Annotated in this window: 21 protein-coding genes; 17 read left to right on the top strand and 4 right to left on the bottom strand. The window is 66.7% G+C overall.

Annotation, left to right across the window (positions count from 1 at the left end; translation table 11 throughout):
- Positions 1–18: 18 nt before the first annotated feature.
- Both PW843_15075 and PW843_15070 read right to left on the bottom strand, forming a co-directional pair.
- A complete protein-coding gene (locus PW843_15075) occupies positions 19–753 on the bottom strand; it encodes an arginyltransferase (protein MDE1147923.1) in 735 nt (244 codons plus the stop codon).
- 167 nt (positions 754–920) lie between these two features.
- Entirely contained in the window at positions 921–2,051 is a 1,131-nt protein-coding gene (locus PW843_15070; protein MDE1147922.1) for a flagellar motor protein MotB, read from the bottom strand.
- Between the two features lie 180 nt (positions 2,052–2,231).
- Here PW843_15070 and PW843_15065 point away from each other — a divergent pair, with 180 nt between their 5' ends.
- The 3 genes from PW843_15065 (at position 2,232) to PW843_15055 (ending at position 4,540) form a co-directional block, all read left to right on the top strand.
- Positions 2,232–3,083, top strand: coding sequence for an alpha/beta hydrolase (locus tag PW843_15065; GenBank protein MDE1147921.1), 852 nt, complete (start codon positions 2,232–2,234; stop codon positions 3,081–3,083).
- 62 nt (positions 3,084–3,145) lie between these two features.
- A complete protein-coding gene (locus tag PW843_15060; GenBank protein MDE1147920.1) occupies positions 3,146–4,117 on the top strand; it encodes an alpha/beta fold hydrolase in 972 nt (323 codons plus the stop codon).
- Positions 4,118–4,150: 33 nt separating this feature from the next.
- Positions 4,151–4,540 carry a VOC family protein gene (locus tag PW843_15055; protein ID MDE1147919.1) on the top strand — a complete coding sequence of 130 codons (390 nt, stop codon included), beginning with the start codon at positions 4,151–4,153 and terminating at the stop codon, positions 4,538–4,540.
- A gap of 58 nt (positions 4,541–4,598) precedes the next feature.
- On the opposite strand, the gene hemB is transcribed toward PW843_15055, so the two are convergent.
- Positions 4,599–5,621, bottom strand: a complete 1,023-nt coding sequence (hemB, locus tag PW843_15050) for a porphobilinogen synthase (protein ID MDE1147918.1) — start codon at positions 5,619–5,621, stop codon at positions 4,599–4,601.
- A gap of 204 nt (positions 5,622–5,825) precedes the next feature.
- Here hemB and PW843_15045 point away from each other — a divergent pair, with 204 nt between their 5' ends.
- From PW843_15045 to PW843_15035, 3 genes are all read left to right on the top strand, one after another.
- Positions 5,826–6,932, top strand: coding sequence for an enoyl-CoA hydratase/isomerase family protein (locus tag PW843_15045; GenBank protein MDE1147917.1), 1,107 nt, complete (start codon positions 5,826–5,828; stop codon positions 6,930–6,932).
- A 278-nt stretch (positions 6,933–7,210) separates the two neighbouring features.
- Positions 7,211–7,684 (top strand): MarR family winged helix-turn-helix transcriptional regulator, encoded by a 474-nt coding sequence (locus tag PW843_15040; GenBank protein MDE1147916.1) that lies wholly within the window; start codon positions 7,211–7,213, stop codon positions 7,682–7,684.
- Positions 7,685–7,711: 27 nt separating this feature from the next.
- Positions 7,712–7,894, top strand: coding sequence for a hypothetical protein (locus PW843_15035; GenBank protein MDE1147915.1), 183 nt, complete (start codon positions 7,712–7,714; stop codon positions 7,892–7,894).
- A 112-nt stretch (positions 7,895–8,006) separates the two neighbouring features.
- Here PW843_15035 and PW843_15030 read toward each other — a convergent pair whose 3' ends face one another.
- Positions 8,007–8,450: a MucR family transcriptional regulator gene (locus PW843_15030; GenBank protein MDE1147914.1), complete on the bottom strand. Its 444-nt coding sequence runs from the start codon at positions 8,448–8,450 to the stop codon at positions 8,007–8,009.
- A 553-nt stretch (positions 8,451–9,003) separates the two neighbouring features.
- On the opposite strand from PW843_15030, the gene rpiB reads away from it, so the two are divergent.
- The 11 genes from rpiB to PW843_14975 all read left to right on the top strand — a co-directional run bounded on the left by rpiB (position 9,004) and on the right by PW843_14975 (position 17,665).
- Positions 9,004–9,438, top strand: coding sequence for a ribose 5-phosphate isomerase B (gene rpiB, locus PW843_15025; protein ID MDE1147913.1), 435 nt, complete (start codon positions 9,004–9,006; stop codon positions 9,436–9,438).
- 88 nt (positions 9,439–9,526) lie between these two features.
- A complete protein-coding gene (locus PW843_15020) occupies positions 9,527–10,807 on the top strand; it encodes a serine hydroxymethyltransferase (GenBank protein MDE1147912.1) in 1,281 nt (426 codons plus the stop codon).
- A 43-nt stretch (positions 10,808–10,850) separates the two neighbouring features.
- Complete coding sequence (gene nrdR, locus PW843_15015; protein ID MDE1147911.1) at positions 10,851–11,321, top strand: transcriptional regulator NrdR; 471 nt, start codon at positions 10,851–10,853, stop codon at positions 11,319–11,321.
- 104 nt (positions 11,322–11,425) lie between these two features.
- The gene (gene ribD, locus PW843_15010; protein MDE1147910.1) at positions 11,426–12,562 is read left to right on the top strand and encodes a bifunctional diaminohydroxyphosphoribosylaminopyrimidine deaminase/5-amino-6-(5-phosphoribosylamino)uracil reductase RibD; all 1,137 of its coding nucleotides are present in this window, start codon (positions 11,426–11,428) and stop codon (positions 12,560–12,562) included.
- 76 nt (positions 12,563–12,638) lie between these two features.
- The gene (locus PW843_15005) at positions 12,639–13,226 is read left to right on the top strand and encodes a riboflavin synthase (protein ID MDE1147909.1); all 588 of its coding nucleotides are present in this window, start codon (positions 12,639–12,641) and stop codon (positions 13,224–13,226) included.
- Positions 13,223–14,344 (top strand): 3,4-dihydroxy-2-butanone-4-phosphate synthase, encoded by a 1,122-nt coding sequence (ribB, locus tag PW843_15000; protein ID MDE1147908.1) that lies wholly within the window; start codon positions 13,223–13,225, stop codon positions 14,342–14,344. Before PW843_15005 ends, ribB begins: the two co-directional genes overlap by 4 nt.
- 11 nt (positions 14,345–14,355) lie before the next feature.
- Positions 14,356–14,820 carry a 6,7-dimethyl-8-ribityllumazine synthase gene (locus tag PW843_14995; GenBank protein ID MDE1147907.1) on the top strand — a complete coding sequence of 155 codons (465 nt, stop codon included), beginning with the start codon at positions 14,356–14,358 and terminating at the stop codon, positions 14,818–14,820.
- Positions 14,821–14,958: 138 nt separating this feature from the next.
- Complete coding sequence (nusB, locus tag PW843_14990; GenBank protein MDE1147906.1) at positions 14,959–15,498, top strand: transcription antitermination factor NusB; 540 nt, start codon at positions 14,959–14,961, stop codon at positions 15,496–15,498.
- 23 nt (positions 15,499–15,521) lie between these two features.
- Entirely contained in the window at positions 15,522–16,586 is a 1,065-nt protein-coding gene (gene thiL, locus PW843_14985) for a thiamine-phosphate kinase (protein ID MDE1147905.1), read from the top strand.
- Positions 16,587–16,703: 117 nt separating this feature from the next.
- Positions 16,704–17,159, top strand: coding sequence for a hypothetical protein (locus PW843_14980; protein MDE1147904.1), 456 nt, complete (start codon positions 16,704–16,706; stop codon positions 17,157–17,159).
- Positions 17,159–17,665 (top strand): GNAT family N-acetyltransferase, encoded by a 507-nt coding sequence (locus tag PW843_14975; protein ID MDE1147903.1) that lies wholly within the window; start codon positions 17,159–17,161, stop codon positions 17,663–17,665. The genes PW843_14980 and PW843_14975 overlap by 1 nt, the downstream gene beginning before the upstream one ends.
- Positions 17,666–17,721 lie beyond the last annotated feature (56 nt).

Genomic DNA, 17,721 nt, shown 5'->3' with positions numbered 1-17,721 from the left:
CAATGAATTTGGCAGATTTCAGGGCATAGGCCCCAGCGGGACCCAGCCGTCGCGGCCCAGCGCTTCCAGTGGCTGGAAGCGGCGCTTGTAGTCCATCTTGCGGCTGCCCTCGATCCAATAGCCCAGATAGACGTGGGGCAGGCCCTCGCGCCGGGCCTGTTCCACCAGTGACAGGATCAGGTAGGTGCCCAGGCTGCGCTCGGGCAGGTCGGGATTGTAGAAGCTGTAGACGGCGGAATAGCCGTCATCCAGCCGGTCGGTCAGGATGACGCCCGTCAGGGTACCGGCCGCATCGCGCAGGGTATAGAGGCGGGCATCGACCTGTCCCTCCTCGATCATGGCGGCATAGTCGGTCATGCCCATGCGGCTCATGTCGCTGTCGCTGTGGCGCGCGGCCTGATAGCTGGCGAACAGCTGGAACTGTTCCGCTGTGGCCGTGGCCGGCTGTACCTCCACCGACAGGTCGCTGTTGGCGCGCAGGATCCGGCGCATGGTCTTGTTGGGCGTGAACCCCGCCACCGGGATGCGCACCGGCACGCAAGCGGCGCAGCCGGAACAGACGGGGCGATAGACGATGTCATGGCTGCGGCGGAAGCCGGCGCGGGACAGGGCGGAATTGACCCCGGCCGCCTGCTGTCCCACCAGGCGGGTGAACAGCTTGCGCTCCATCCGTCCCGGCAGGTAGGGGCAGGGCATGGGGCCGGAGCGGTAGAACTGCTGCAACGGCCGGGAGTGGGGGGGGATGACGGACATCCGCGCCTTTCTGGGAAGGACCCGCGCCATGCAAGACTGGGCCACGGAAGACTGAACGGCCTGACGACAATACCTTGAACTCATACGCGGATAAACTTTACCGAGAGGTGTAGGCCCAAGCCAGCCGCATTCCCTTCGGAGGTAGTCACCCGGTCAGAAGCCTGTCCTCAATGCCCGTCCGGCTTGCTGCTGACCGAGGGCGGGGGCGGCGGGACGGGGGTGCCGCCGGGCGTCACCTTGGTGCCGGCGGGCGTGCTTGCCGGCTGCGCGCCGGTGCCATCCGTCAGCGGATGCTCGCGCAGCACGGTGATGCTGATGCGCCGGTTGCGCGGCGATTTTGGATCGTCGGGGAACAGCGGGTCGCGGTCCGACAGCCCGACGACGGAGGCGATGCGCCCCTCATCCACGCCGGCGGCGGCCAGGGCGCGGCGGGTGGCATTGGCGCGGTCGGACGACAGTTCCCAATTGCCGTAGTTGCCACCCGAGGGGAAGGGCGTGTTGTCGGTATGGCCGGTGATCGACACCTTGTTGGGGATCTTGGCCACGGCCTGGGCCACCAGTGACAGCAGTTGCGCCGTCTGCGCGTTCATCTTGGCGCTGCCCGACGGGAACATGGAATAGCCGTCCTGGTCCACCAGGTTCAGCCGTTCGCCCTCCGGCGTGCGCTGCATGATGACGTTCTGCTGCAGGTCCTTCAGTTCGGGGACCTGCTGGATGGCCTGCCTGACCTCCTTCTCGATCTCCTTGAACTGCTGTTCCTCATGCTGGGCCATCGCGGCCTTCAGTTCCTTTTCGTCGACCTTGCCGTCGCCGTTCTTGTCCATGTCCAGCCGGCCGCCGCCGGGCTGGCTGCCGTCGCTGCCCTTGCTGCCGGTCTCATCGCTGTCACCCGCACTCTTGTCGCCCTGGCCATCGGGTTTGCCGGGGGCCGCCTCTTCCGCGTCTTCCACCGACTCCATGGCGTTGGCGGCCTGGGGGCGGGAGGGCAGGGGCACGGCCATGGAGGTGGGGGAGCTGTTGTTCATGGCGGCACCGTTGACCGTGATGGTCTTGCCGCCCAGCACGCCGCCGGCACCGCTTTCCTGCTTGGACGGGGTCGCGGGGCTGAAATAGTCGGCCAGGCCCAGCTTCTGTTCCGCCGTGGTCACGCTCAGCAGCCACAGCAGCAGGAAGAAGGCCATCATGGCGGTGACGAAGTCGGCATAGGCCACCTTCCAGGCGCCGCCATGGTGCCCTTCGCCGCCCTTGTTCACCTTCTTGATGATGATGGGTGCCTTCTCGTCACCTGAGCTGGCCAAGCCGCTATCCCCTTAACCTTTAATCCTGAAGCGGACTGAGTGTAACCGCCCCGGGGGCCGGCGCGACAGATCCTAAATTGTCGCCGGTTTCGGCCGCCATATGGTCGCCCGGACGGTCGATGCCAAGGGGAGGGGTTTTTAGGCCGGCGCCGCCATGGTATCGGTGGAGACATGGCGACCATGACCGAACACACCCTTCGGGGGCTCTCCGCCCTGGGTTTCCACCGCGTGGCCTACACGCAGTGGCTTCCCGTCCACGTTCCCTTTTCCCGGACCATCGTCTGCTGCCACGGCCTGACGCGCAACGGCCGCGACTTCGACGTGCTGGCGGCCCACCTGGCCGACGCGCTGGGCGCACGCGTGGTCTGCCCCGATGTGGTGGGACGGGGGAAAAGCGGCCGGCTGGCCAACCCGGATCTCTATGGCTATCCCCAGTACCTGGCCGACATGGCGGCGCTGGTGGCTCGCCTGGACGTGGAAACGGTCGATTGGGTCGGCACCTCCATGGGCGGGCTGATCGGCATGATCATGGCCGCCCAGGCCGACACGCCCATCAGCCGCCTGGTGCTGAACGACGTGGGGCCCCTGGTGCCCAAGGCGGCGCTGGAACGCATCGCCACCTACGTCGGCAACAGCCCGGCCTTCCAGTCGGTGGAAGAGGTGAAGCGCTACCTCAGCCTGGTCCACGCCCCCTTCGGGCCGTTGAGCGACGCGCAGTGGCAGCACATGGCCGACCATGGCCACTGGACACAGCCGGACGGCACCCTGACCCTGGCCTATGACCCCGGCATCGCCCGCGCCTTCCAGACCCAGCCCCTGACGGATGTGGATCTGTGGCCGGTGTGGGACCTGATCCGCGTGCCGGCCCTGGTCATCCACGGCCTGCAGTCGGATTTGCTGACGGCGGAGATCGCGCAGGCCATGACGGAACGCGGGCCCAAGGCGCAGCTGTTCCAGGTGGCCGACGCCGGCCATGCCCCCGCCCTGATGGATACGGCGCAACTGGTCGCCGTGACCAAATTCCTGCGCTGACGTGACGCCGGCTTCCGGGTATCCGCCCTTCCGACCCCGCGCCCCGTGGTGGGGGGCGGATTTTGCAGACCCTGCGCAACACCCTGCGCCGCCCGCACCATCCGCTGCCGCCGGGCCAGGCGCTGGTCTTCCCCATGGACGACGGCACCGGCGACAGCCTGGCCGGCGCGCTGCACCGGCCGGCGGCGGCCGTGTCCGGCCGGCCCCTGCTGCTGCTGATCCACGGCCTGGCGGGTTCGGCGGACAGCCCCTATATCCGCTCCGCCACGGCTGCGGCGTTGGGCCGGGGCCATGCGGTGCTGCGCCTGAACCTGCGCGGGGCGGGCCCCTTCATCGGCCGCACGCGCCAGCGCTATCACGCCGGACGGACGCAGGATGCCCGGCGGGTCGTGGCCCGCCTTGCGGCCCATCATCCGGACACCGTGGCGGACGGTATCGTGGTCGCGGGCTATTCCCTGGCAGGCAACATGGTGCTGAAACTGATGGGGGAGGCGGACTTGCCCCCGATGGTGCGGGGGGCCATGGCGGTATCGGCTCCCATCGACCTGATGGCGACGTCCCATCGCTTCCTGAAACGGCGCAACCGGCCCTATCATCTGTGGCTGCTGCGCCAGATGAAGGCGGAGACGCTGGCGACGCCGGTGGCACCGGGCACGCCGGAGGCGACGTGGCACCAGGCGGTGCGGGATGCCCGCACCATCTACGATTTCGACGATGGTTATGTGGCGCCGTCCAACGGCTGGCGGGACGCGCCGGAATACTACCGCGTCAACAGCGCGCTGCCCTTTCTATCCCACATCCGCCAACCCACCCTGATCATCCATGCCCTGGACGATCCCTGGATCGCGCCCGAACCCTATCGCGCCTTTGATTGGGCGGCGCATCCGGTGCTGATTCCGCTGATCGTGCCTCGCGGCGGGCACGTGGGATTCCATGGCGTTCGTGACCAATCGGGGGCCGGCGATTCGGCGGACCTTAACGGCGCGTGGCAGGACCAATGCTTGATGCGTTTTCTACAAACGCTGGCATTATGAGTGGCCATAATAAACGTTAGGGAGGGTAACCCCGTGCTGGACCATATCGGCATTTCCGTCGCGGATTTCGCGGCGTCGACCGCCTTCTACGACCACGCGCTTGTCCCCTTGGGCGTCACCCGCCTGATGGATGTGACCGAGGAAATGACGGGTGCTGGCGCCCATGCCGGGTACGGCAGCGACGGCAAACCCTATTTCTGGATCGGTAGCGGCCGGCGCTTGCAGGGCGGCGCCCTGCACATCTGCTTCGCGGCGGAGAATCGCGCCGTCGTCGATGCCTTCCACAAGGCGGCCCTGGCCGCTGGCGGGCGAGACAACGGCGCCCCGGGCCTGCGCCCGCATTACCACCCCAACTACTACGGCGCCTTCATCCTGGACCCCGACGGCCACAACATCGAAGCCGTCTGCCACGCTCCGGAATAAGACTGGGAACGAGGGAGCGCGGACCGGGAACGCTGTCCCGGTCCGCGCCCTTCGGCGATCAATGGCCCGCGCGCAGCAGGCGGGCGGCGTCGATGGCGCCATAGGTCAGGATGGCGTCGGCGCCGGCGCGGCGGAAAGCCAGCAGGGTTTCCAGCAGCGACTTCTCATAATCCATCCACCCGTTCTGGGCAGCGGCCTTCATCATCGCGAACTCACCGCTGACCTGATAGGCGAAGGTGGGCACGCCGAATTCCGCCTTCACCCGGTGCACGATGTCGAGATAGGGCAGGCCGGGCTTCACCATCACCATGTCGGCACCTTCCTCCAGGTCCAGTTGCACCTCGCGCAGGGCCTCGTTGGTGTTGGCCGAATCCATCTGGTAGGTGCGCTTGTCGCCCTTCAGCAGGCCGCCGGTCTTCACCGCGTCGCGGAAGGGACCGTAGAAGGCGGAAGCGTACTTGGCGGCATAGGCGCAGATGCGGGTCAGCTCATGCCCGCTCTCGTCCAACGCGTCGCGGATGGCGCCAACGCGGCCGTCCATCATGTCGGAGGGGGCGATGATGTCGCAGCCGGCCGCCGCCTGCACCAGCGACTGCTGCACCAGCACGGCCACCGTCTCATCGTTCAGGATGCGGCCATCAGTGACGATGCCGTCATGGCCGTGGCTGGTGTAGGGGTCCAGCGCCACGTCACCCAGGGTGCCGATGTCCGGCACCTCACGCTTGATGGCGCGCAGCGCGCGGCACATCAGGTTGTCGGGGTTGGTGGCTTCGCTGCCCATTGGGTCCTTAAGCTCGGGTGCCACGCAGGGGAAGGGGGCGATGCAGGGAATGCCCAGGTCGCGCGCCTCCGCCACCGCCGGCACCAGCAGGTCGATGCTGAGCCGTTCCACCCCGGGCATGGAGGCCACGGGCTCGCGCACGTTCTCGCCATCCACCACGAACACCGGCCAGATCAGATCATCGACCGACAACCGGTTTTCCGCCACCAGGCGACGTGTCCAGGAATCGACGCGGTTGCGGCGCGGACGCTGGCGGGGATCGCCGCCGAAACGGCGGGGCAGGGTGGCATGATCGACCATGGGGTAGGCTCCAGTCCTGGAATGATTGAGCTGGGATTGACTGACCAGGGATGTTGATCCGGGGCGGATGCTACGCCCCGTCCCCCATGGCCTCAAGCCTACCGGACCGCCTGGGCCGCCCGTGTCGGGCAAGGCTGGCGTGCGCCCGGGTCGCCCCCTATGATCCACCGCAGAATAAGCCTGACTGGTGAAGGGACTGAGGAAATGAGCGAGATCGTGTTGGAAACGGCCCCGGTGATTTGCGGCCTGCGCGGTGGTATCGGCCATATCCTGCTGAACCGGCCCAAGGCGCTGAACGCCCTCAACCTGGACATGATCCGCATCCTGGACCCGCAGTTGGCCGCCTGGGCCCGTGACCCCGCCGTGAAGGCCGTGGTCATCCGGGGCGCCGGCGACCGGGCCTTTTGCGCCGGCGGCGACGTGCGCGCCGTGTGGGACAGCGGTAAGGCTTGGCAGGCGGGGGAGGGGGATGGTGCCGTCGCCCGCAATTTCTTCGCCGAGGAATACCGCCTCAACCGCCGCATCAAGCGTTTCCCCAAGCCCTACATCGCCCTGCTGGACGGCATCACCATGGGCGGCGGCGTCGGCCTGTCGGTGCACGGCAGCCACCGGGTGACGACGGAGAAGACCCTGCTGGCCATGCCGGAGACGGGCATCGGGCTGTTCCCCGACGTGGGCGGCGGTTATTTCCTGCCCCGCCTGGCGGGCGAACTCGGTACCTACCTGGCCCTGACCGGCGCCCGGCTGGGGGCGGCCGATGCCGCCTATACCGGCATCGGGACCCATCATGTGCCGTCGGACCGGCTGGACGCGCTGGTGGTGGAACTGGCGGATGCCGATTACGGCCGGGGCGCGGGCGCCACGGTGGACGCCATCCTGGCGCGACACGCCGCCTTCCCCGGTGAGGCGCCGCTGGCGACCCATCGCCCGTCCATCGACCGCAGCTTCGCCGCCGACACGGTGGAGGGGATCGTCGCCTGCCTGGGCGACGAGGGCATGGGCTTCGACGACGCCTGGGCGAAGGAGACGCTGGACACCCTGGCCCGCATGTCGCCCACCAGCCTGAAGGTCGCGTTAAGCCAACTGCGCCGGGGCGTGGCGATGGAGGTGGAGGACGTGCTGGCCATGGAATACCGCATGACCCAGGCGGTCCTGGCGGGCCACGATTTTTATGAAGGGATACGCGCCCAGTTGGTGGACAAGGACCGCCAACCCAAATGGCGGCCGGCCACCCTGGCCGACGTGTCCGAGTCTGAGGTGGAGCGGCACTTCCAGCCGGTGCCGACCGGTGATTTGACCTTCGCCGATTGACGTAGGCTCGGGGTGGTACGGTAGCGGATTCGGCGGAACAATCCCCTACGGAAGTGGTATGTCCGGTTAAGGATGCGACGACCTATCCGAAGGGGGTATGGTCGCCCCCTTGCGGGGGGTAGATTCTGATCACTTCTTACATTATCGGGATGATTACGGGGGGGCGATGCGTTAAAGTCTTGTGCGCGCAATGGAAACAGCGTGTCCTTGCGGGGATGGGTGGCTTTTTTTGCGCCGAACATTTGCGAACTTGGCGTTTCAGTATGGAGGAGAGGGCTTTGAAGCAACCTTACTACGACAGCATCCTGTTGATCGAAAGGCTGCATCGGCACTTTCTTGAAGTGCTGAAGGTGGAGTTGGACCGCCAGGGCGTGCAGGACATCAACAATGTCCAGAGTCTGATTCTATACAATATCGGCGAAGATGAACTGACGGTTGGTGAACTAACGGCCCGTGGTTATTACCTGGGCTCGAACGTTTCCTATAACGTCAAGAAGATGCATGAGAACGGTTACTTGGTTCAGGAACGTTCGCCGCATGACCGTCGGTCCGTGCGTGTGCGCCTTTCGGACAAGGGTGTCGCCCTGCGCGACAAGATCAACACCCTGTTCGAACGGCAGGTGGGCGCGCTGGGTGAGGCCGGGCTGTCGGCGGATGAGCTGAACAAGGCCAACGACCTGATGCGCAAGCTGGAACGGTTCTGGACCTCGGCCTTGGACTACACCAACTACCCCGCCAGCTCCGCGGCCTGATTCCGGCACGGCGAAGGCTTCGCAGTCATGGCCCAGGACGACGGCGTCTACCTTCAATTCCAGCGGGTCGGTCCGGTTGTGAAAGCGACGGCGATCGACCCGGTGACCGGGACCGAGGTGTCGGTGCAGGGACCGGCCAGCACGCCGCAAGCGGCCCTGGGCCGCCTTGCCGTGTCCAAGCTGAAATACGTCCTGTCCAAGAAAACCTGACGCCGCGCGGCCCGGACAACAAAAAACCGCCGATCCCATTGGGACGGCGGTTTTTTGTATCGGCCGGACCAGCGCTGGCCTGACGGTCAGGCTGGTCCGTGCGGCGATGGGATCAGGACGCGCGACGGCGCGGCTGATCCGACGGGGCCTTGCCCAGGCCGATCTTCTTGGCGAACTCCGAACGCTGGGCGGCGTAGTTCGGCGCGACCATGGGATAGTCCGGCGGCAGACCCCACTTGGCGCGGTATTCGTCCGGCGTCATGTTGTAGGTCGAGCGCAGGTGGCGCTTCAGCATCTTCAGCTTCTTGCCGTCTTCAAGGCAGACGATGTATTCGGGCGTCACCGACTTGCGGACCGGAACAGCAGGACGCTGCGGTTCGGCCTGAACCTCGACCTGAGGCGTATCCAGCCCGGACAGGGAATTGTAAACCGTGCTGATGATCTCGGGGATCTGCTGGGCCGGTAGTGCATTTTTGCCAACATAGGCAGAAACGATTTCCGACGTCATACGGAGAAGTTGAGACGTGCGCAGATCGCCGTCTTGCTGCTCAATCATTTCAACTGCCTTGAAACATTGGAACCAAGTGCGGTTACCCCTCGCACAGCCATATTGTCATGTCAATGTTAAATGCCGTCGGCGTATCGCTGAGGCGCTGGTCTTCGTAGCATTCCCCAAGTGTTTGTCGTGTTCTATCGACACAGAGATACTCCAAGCCGACACCTATAACTGGCGTGCCCTGCGAATCTAAAAAATTTTAGGCACTTTGCTCACTTAACGGTTGTGACGGTGTGCTGCAATGCTGCGCGCATTCAGACTGATACATGTCTGATCCGGCCTATCCTGCGCCTTTTTTTCAGCATTTCCGGTGCATTGGGGGCTTGGAGCCGAGGGGCCAGATCGGCGTGCCAGACATATCCTGGCTGCACGCGTTGCGGATCCCGGAACTGGTGCGGGCGGGGCGCATCTGCTAGTGTCCAAACAGCTTCAAGCCCCCAATTCTTGTGGCGTCACCCCTGTGTGACGGCGCGGGAGACGGGGTATTTTGGCGTCTTGGGGGCCGCTCGCGCTGGACCTTGAGGCGCCTGGAAAACTCAAGGGTGCCTGTGCCATGACCGCCAAGACTTTCGCCATCGCGTCCGACCATGCCGGCGTGGAGCTGAAGGCCGCGCTGAAGGCCGTGCTGGAAGAACAGGGCGTGGCCGTGCTGGATCTGGGCACGGATGGTTCCGCCAGCGTCGATTACCCCAACTTCGCCGACGCGGTCGCGGCAAGCCTGGCCGGCGGCCAGGCCGAGGCGGGTATCCTGATCTGCGGCACCGGCATCGGCATCAGCATCGCCGCCAATCGCCATCGCCATGTCCGCGCGGCGTTGTGCCACGACATCACCACCGCCCGCCTGTGCCGCCAGCACAACGACGCCAACGTGCTGGTGCTGGGCGCCCGTATCGTCGGCGCGGAAGTGGCGCGCGATTGCACCTTGGCTTTCCTGTCCACGCCCTATGAAGGGGGACGCCACGCCCGGCGCGTTGCCATGCTGGGCTAAAGGCACCCCGCGGATACGCGACCGGGGCCCTGGCTGCCCCGTCGCGGGCCGCCCGGGACGTGGATCCGTATCATAGAGGGTTGTCATTATGGCTTTTACTCAGACCGCCGGTTTCTTCAGCGACACGCTTGCGGCGGCCGATCCTGATCTCGCCCGCGTCCTGGCTGACGAACTGCACCGCCAGCAGGACCAGATCGAACTGATCGCATCGGAGAACATCGTTTCCCGCGCGGTGCTGGAGGCCCAGGGTTCGGTCCTGACCAACAAGTATGCCGAGGGTTATCCCTCCAAGCGCTACTACGGCGGTTGCGAGTATGTGGACGTGGCCGAGCAGTTGGCCATCGACCGCGCCAAGGAACTGTTCGGCTGCGCTTACGCCAACGTCCAGCCGCATTCCGGCGCCCAGGCCAACCAGGCCGTGTTCATGGCGCTGCTGAAGCCCGGCGACACCTTTATGGGCATGGACCTGACCCACGGCGGCCATCTGACCCACGGTTCCGCCGCCAACCAGTCCGGCAAGTGGTTCAACGTCGTCAGCTACGGCGTGCGCCCGGAAGACCACCGCATCGACTACGACGCGATGGAGGCCAAGGCCCGTGAGCACAAGCCCAAGCTGATCATCGCCGGCGCCTCCGCCTATCCGCGTGAGATCGACTTCGCCCGCTTCCGCCGCATCGCGGATGAGATCGGCGCCTACCTGATGGTGGACATGGCCCACTATGCGGGCCTGGTCGCCGCCGGCGTCTATCCCAGCCCCATCCCGCACGCCCACATCGTCACCACCACCACGCACAAGACGCTGCGCGGGCCCCGTGGCGGCATGATCCTGTCCAACGACCTGGATCTAGGCAAGAAGATCAATTCCGCCGTGTTCCCAGGATTGCAGGGCGGCCCGCTGATGCACGTCATCGCCGCCAAGGCCGTGGCCTTCGGCGAGGCGCTGAAGCCTGAGTTCAAGGATTACGCCCGGCAGGTGACGGCCAACGCCCAGGTGCTGGCCGACGTGCTGATCAAGGGCGGCCTGGACATCGTGTCCGGCGGCACCGACAGCCACATCGTGCTGGTCGATCTGCGGCCCAAGAAGCTGACCGGCCGTGATGCCGAGCTGAGCCTTGAGCACGCCGGCATGACCTGCAACAAGAACGGCGTCCCGTTCGATCCGGAAAAGCCGATGGTAACCTCGGGCGTCCGCCTGGGCACGCCGGCCGCCACCACGCGTGGCTTTGGCACCGAGGAATTCCGCCAGGTCGGCGAAATGATCATCGAGGTGCTGGACGCCCTGGCCAAGTCCAACGGCGACAACTCGGCCGCCGAGACGCGGGTGCGGGAAAAGGTTCAGGCGCTCTGCCGCCGTTTCCCGATCTACTAACAGAGGCCGAGGGAACGGCCGAACAGGAGGGGGAACTGGAGTAATGCGCTGCCCGTTTTGTGGTAACGACGACACCCAGGTGAAGGACTCGCGTCCCACCGAGGATAATTCCGCGATCCGCCGCCGTCGCTTCTGCCCCTCCTGCGGCGCGCGTTTCACGACGTTCGAGCGCGTGCAACTGCGCGAGCTGACCGTCGTGAAGGCGACCGGCCAGCGCGAACCCTTCGACCGCGAGAAGGTCTTGCGGTCGATGCGGGTGGCGCTGCGCAAGCGGCCGGTGGATGCCGACCGCATCGACCGGGTGGTGAACTCCATCGTCCGACAACTGGAATCCTCCGGCGAGACGGAAATCCCGTCGAAGCAGATCGGCAGCATGGTGATGGACACGCTGGCCCAGTTGGACCAGATCGCCTACATCCGCTATGCCTCGGTCTACAAGGACTTCCGCGAAGTGGCCGATTTCAATGAGTTCGTCGGTCATCTTAAGACGGACCCGGACGCCGAACAGGCCTGATCCCGGTCCGGGATTTGGGGAAACGCCGGGCGGGGCTTGAATTGCCCCCGCCCGGCGGCCCATCCTGCGCCCCGACCCCGTTCATGAGGGGGAGGAGGGCGCCCATGTCTGACACCATCCATACCCACGCCGCTTCGAACCCGGCCGACGACGTCGCGCACATGCGCGCCGCCTTGGCCCTGGCCGCGCGTGGCCTGGGCCGCTGCTGGCCCAACCCGGCGGTGGGCTGCGTGCTGGTGAAGGATGGCCATGTGGTGGGGCGGGGCTGGACCCAGCCCGGCGGCCGCCCGCATGCCGAGGTGGTGGCCCTGGCCCAGGCCGGAAACGCGGCGGAGGGGGCGACGGCTTATGTCACCCTGGAACCCTGCAGCCATTTCGGCAAGACGCCGCCCTGCGCCGATGCGCTGGTCGCCGCCGCCGTTGCCCGTGTGGTCGTGGCCATCGGCGACCCCGATCCCCGTGTCGCTGGCCGGGGGCTGGACCGCCTGCGCGCCGCCGGAATCGAGGTGTCGCTAGGCCTGCTGGAGGAAGAGGCCTACCTGGTGACGGAGGGTTTCCTGCGCCGCGTTACCGAGGGGCGGCCCCTGGTGACCTTGAAGCTGGCCACCACCCTGGATGGCCGCATCGCCACCCGCAGCGGCGAGAGCCAATGGATCACCGGGCCGATTGCCCGGTCCTGGGGCCATCGCCTGCGCGCCACCCATGACGCCATCATGGTGGGCATCGGCACGGCCCTGGCCGACGATCCGGAACTGACCTGCCGCCTGCCGGGGCTGGAGGATCGCTCGCCCGTGCGCATCGTGGTCGACACCCGCCTGCGCCTGCCCCTGACCAGCCGGCTGGTGCGCAGCGCCCGGCAGACGCCCGTGTGGGTCGCGACCTTGAGCGGGGGCGACGCCGCCCGCCGGCGCGCCTTCCAGGAATGCGGGGTGGAGGTGATCGACATTGATGCCGACGCGGACGGCCTGATGCCGCTGCCGGCCGTGCTGGCGGCCCTGGGCGCCCGTGGCCTGACGCGTGTGCTGGTGGAGGGCGGGGCGCAACTGGCGGCCTCCCTCTTCAAGGCGGACTTGGTGGATCGGCTGGAATGGTACCGGGCGGCCAAGGTCATCGGTGGCGACGGCACGGCGGCGGCGGTGGGCTTCGGCCTGGAACGGCTGGATGGCGCCCCGCGCTTCACCTGCGTGGACGTGCGTCCGGCGGGCGATGACAAGGCGGAAAGCTATCGCCGCACCGCCTGACCGGTCTGCGGCCGCGGTGTGGTTTCTGCCTATTTTCTACTCGCCAGCGGCGGCGACCGGGCCTAGTTTTACCGCCATGTTTACTGGAATCATCACGGATGTCGGGCAGGTCACCGCTGTGGAACGGCGTGGCGATACCCGATTCACCATCGCCACCAGATTCGACCTGGAGACGGTAGCCATCGGCGCGTCCATCGCCTGCAACGGCGTCTGCCTGACGGTGGTGGAGAAGGGGGCCGGCACGTTCACGGTCGACGTCTCCGCCGAAACCCATTCCAAGACGACCACCGGCACCTGGCAGGCCGGCACGCCGCTGAACCTGGAGCGTTCGTTGCGCCTGGGTGATGAGTTGGGCGGGCACTTGGTCTATGGCCATGTCGACGGCGTCATCCGCGTCGTCGATGTCCAGCCCGATGGCGACAGCCAGCGCTGGTGGTTCGAGGCGCCGGCCGACCTGGCCCGCTTCATAGCACCCAAGGGCTCGGTCGCACTGAACGGCGTGTCCCTGACCGTGAACGCGGTCGACGGGGTTCGGTTCGGTATCAACATCATCCCACACACCCAGGAAAAGACGACGTTTTCCCAGCTTGCCGCCGGCGGCGTCGTGAACCTGGAAGTGGACATGCTGGCGCGCTACGTCGCCCGTCTGGTGGAAACGAAATGAGTGTCGCGGGCCTGTCCACGCCGGAAGAGCTGATCGAAGAGGCCCGCGCCGGCCGCATGTTCATCCTGGTGGATGACGAGGATCGCGAGAACGAGGGCGACCTGGTCATCCCGGCGGAGTGCTGCGACGCGGCGGCCGTGAACTTCATGGCGACGCACGGGCGTGGCCTGATCTGCCTGTCGATGGACACGGACCAGATCGCGCGCCTGAACCTGCCCCTGATGTCGCGGGACAACGCGTCGCGCCACCAGACCGCCTTCACCGTGTCGATCGAGGCGCGGGAAGGGGTGACCACCGGCATCTCCGCACCCGACCGCGCCCGCACCATTGCCGTCGCCATCGATCCCGCCACCGGGCCACAGGACATCGCCAGTCCTGGCCACATCTTCCCGCTGGTGGCGCGTGACGGCGGCGTGCTGGTCCGCGCCGGCCATACCGAGGCCGCGGTGGACTTCGCCCGCCTGGCCGGCAAGCTGCCCGCCGGCGTGATCTGCGAGATCATGAAGGACGACGGCACCATGGCCCGCCTGCCGGACCTGCTGCCCTTTGCCGCCGCCCACGGCCTGAAGATCGGCACCATTGCCGACCTGATCGCCTATCGCCGCCGCACCGAAACGCTGGTGGAGCGCACCTACACCACCGCCATCGACAGCCTGCACGGCGGCCACTTCAAGGTGCACGTCTACAAGAACCGCATCACCGGTGCCGAGCATCTGGCCCTGGTCATGGGCGATGTGGACGACGGCCGCCCGGTGCTGGCCCGCATGCACGCGCTGGACGTGGTGCATGACCTGCTGGGCGACATGCGGCGCGAGGGGGCCGGCGATCTGGACCTGGCCATCGCGGCGGTGGCGCGCGAGGGGCGCGGCGTGATCGTCGTGCTGCGCGAGGCGCAGCCGTTTTCCTTGCTGGACCGCCTGCGGGCGCTGGATGGCGCCGGTGCGCCGGACGCCGCCCAACTGCGCGATTACGGCGTTGGGGCGCAAATCCTGCTGGACCTGGGCGTGCGGGAACTGGAACTGTTGACCAACACGCCCAAGACGCTGGTGGGGCTGGATGGCTACGGTCTGACCATCACCGGCCAACGCGCGATTCCGCCGCGCGGATCCCTCAGCTGAAGGAAACGGCCTTGGCCGAAGCCCCGCACATCATGATCGTCGAGGCCCGGTCCGATGAGGACATCGGCGAGGAACTGGTGCGGGGTGCTGCGGCGGAGATCACCAAGGCCGGCGCGACGTACGAGCATTTCCAGGTGCCCGGGGCGTTTGAGTTGCCGGCCGCCATCCAATATTCCGTGAAGTCCATGGACTTCTACTCCGGCCGCCGCCGCTTCGACGGCTATGTGGCCCTGGCGTGCGTCATCCGGGGGGAGACCACGCTTTACGACACCGTCTGCGCCGAAAGCGCCCGGGGCCTGAACGAGCTGGTGCTGCGCCACACCCTGGCGCTGGGCTATGGCGTGCTGATGGTGGAGAACCGGGAGCAGGCCTGGGTTCGCGCCTCGATCACCCAGAAGAACCGGGGTGGGGAGGCGGCACGCACCTGCCTGGAAATGATCGAACTGAAGCGGCAGTTTCGCCTCAACACGCGCTGACCCGAGTCCGTTCGCCGGCTGCTTCCCGGACAGGCCGGCTATGCCCGCCAATTTTTTGTTTGGTCGGCGGGCCCGCCTGCACCATCTTTGCCTACTTCTGAATTCTCCCTACTTCCTGGCGAAAAGCGTCCCTGAATCATGGCACCCCGTAAGAAGGTCACCACCCCCGCGCCGGAAGTCGAGCTTCCCAAGCCCAAGCGCGCCGGCTCCGCCAAGGCGCGGCGCAGCGCTGCGCGCTTGAACGCCGTCCAGGCCTTGTACCAGGTCGAACTGACGGACATCTCGGCCGAGGCGGTGATCACCGAATACGGCAAGTACCGGCTGGGACAGGAACTGGACGGTGACCGCTACGTCACCGCCGACGGCGATCTGTTCGCCGCCATCGTGCGCGGCGCCACCGCCCGCCAGCATGAGATCGACCCCGTGCTGGTGCAGGCGCTGGATCGCCAGCATCTGGACCGGCTGGAACTGCTGCTGCGCGCCATCCTGCGCGCCGGCGCCTGGGAGTTGCTGGCCGGTGGCGACACCGCCGCCCGCATCGTCATCAACGACTACATCGACGTCGCCCACGGCTTCTTCGCCGGCAAGGAACCCGGCATGATCAACGGCGTTCTGGACCGGGTGGCCCGCATCGTCCGCCCGGACGAGATGGCGGCGCGCGCGGCCGGCAAGGACTGAACAAGCAAGGAGCCTAGAGGCTGATGGCGGACACCGGTTCCGACTCTTGCGCGCCAGCGGCACTTGCTGCGGGCGCCCCCCAGCCCCTCGGTGAATTCGACCGCATCGCCCGTTATTTCCGCCCGTTGGCCCAGGGCTTTCCTGGCGCCTGCGGCCTGCGCGACGATGCGGCCTATGTCGGCGTGTCGCCCGGCCAGGAACTGGTGGTGACGACCGACGCCATGGTGGCCGGCGTCCATTTCTTCCCCGACGACGCGCCGGGCCTGGTGGCGGGCAAGCTGCTGCGCACCAACCTGTCCGACCTGGCGGCCAAGGGCGCCCGGCCCCTGGCCTACAGCCTGGTCACCAGTCTGCCCCGCACCCTGGATGAGGATTGGCTGGCCGGATTCGCCAGCGGCCTGGCCGCCGACCAGGCGGAATTCGGCATCCATCTGCTGGGGGGGGACAGCACCGTCACCGACGGCCCCATCACCCTGATGATCAGCGCCCTGGGCCTGATTGAGGCCGGCACCGCCATCCACCGCCAGGGGGCCGGGGCGGGCGATCTGGTGTTCGTCACCGGCACCATCGGCGATGCCGGTCTGGGGCTGGCCTTGGCGCGGCAGCGCAAGGGGCCTGTGCCGGAAGACGACCGACAGTTCCTGCTGGACCGCTTTTACCGCCCGCGCCCACGCCTGTCGGTGGGGGCGGTGCTGCGGGCGGGCGCCACCGCCTCGGCCGACGTGTCCGACGGCCTGCTGGCCGACCTGGGCCATATCGCGCGCGAAAGCGGCCTGACCGCGGTGGTGGAGGGCGCGCGCCTGCCCCTGTCGCCGCCGGCCCGCCGCATGATGGAGGCGCACGCCTGCACGCTGGTGGACCTGGCGACGGGGGGCGAGGATTACGAGGTGGTGTTCACCGTGCCGCCCGCGGCCCGCCCGGCCGTGCTGACCGCCGCCGCCAAGGCCAAGCTGTCCATCACGGAAATCGGCGTCATGCGGCCGCTGGCCTCGGGCGCCAGCCGGAGCGACGGCACGGGCCCTGCGCGCCTGGTGGATGCGCTGGGGCAGGACATTACCCCCCGCGCCGCCGGTTGGCAGCACTTCTGATCCTGCTATATCATTGAGCGCAGTCGGGTTTGTCTCCGGACGGCCACGCTTTGTTAACGCCTGCCGTCCCAGGATGGTCCGGTCCCCCTTCCTTTTGACGCGCTGGATTCCCGTTCCATGAAAAAGATTCTCCTGTTGATGGTGGCCCTGATCGCCCTTATCGGCGCCGGCGTGGGCGGCTACGTCTTCCTGGTGCACAAGGACGGCCAGCCCAAGAAGGAAGAGGAAGAAAAGAAGAAGCCGGCCGGCCCGCCGCAGTTCGTCGACATCGGTCCCTTCGTCCTGCCGGTCATGGGCGAAAAACAGATCGAGCAGAACCTGCTGCTGCAGGTGCAGATCCAGGTGGGCAGCGATGAAGCCAAGGAGACGGTGAAGGATCGGAAGTACCGCCTGCAGAACGCCTTTATCGAGGCGCTGTATGGCAAGCTGGGCCAGCAGCAGATCCGGAAAGGTGAGGTCATCGACGTGGTGCAGGTGCGCCGCTGGCTGGTGGAGGCCGCCAACAAGGTGATGGGCGAGGGCATCATCGACGACGTGCTGATCCAGGCCGTGAACCAGCATCCGGCCTATTGATGGAGATTCGTGCCTACCGCACCGGTGACGAGTCGGGCATCGCCGCCCTGATCCTGCCCATCCAGGGCCAGGAATTCGGCATCGCCATCACCTATGACGACCAGCCGGACCTGCGCGACATTCCCGGATTCTACCAGCGGGGCGCCGGCCAGTTCTGGGTGGCGGTCGACGGCGGCCGTATCGTCGGCACCATTTCCCTGAAGGACATCGGCGGCGGCGATGCCGCCCTGCGCAAGATGTTCGTAGCCGCCAGCCATCGTGGTGCGCCCCATCGGCTGGCTGGCCGCCTGCTTTCCGTGCTGTTGGACCATGCCCGTACCCAGGGCCTGGCACGCGTGTATTTGGGCACGACGGCCAAGTTTCTGGCGGCCCATCGCTTTTATGAAAAAAGCGGTTTTTCCTTGGTTACTCCGGAAGAGTTACCGCCAAGCTTTCCTCGGATGGCGGTGGATAGCCGTTTTTACTTTCTGGACCTTGGCGGCCCCTTGCCGCAGGTGATTGCTTAAGCCCTGTATCCATGTCACTTTTTCCACGCTGAGTCGCATGGCCGACCCCCACGTCT

The organism is Azospirillaceae bacterium (genome assembly GCA_028283825.1).
Lineage (GTDB): Bacteria > Pseudomonadota > Alphaproteobacteria > Azospirillales > Azospirillaceae > Nitrospirillum.
Note: the sequence above shows the minus strand (reverse complement) of the source record. Positions and strands in the feature narration are given on the sequence as shown.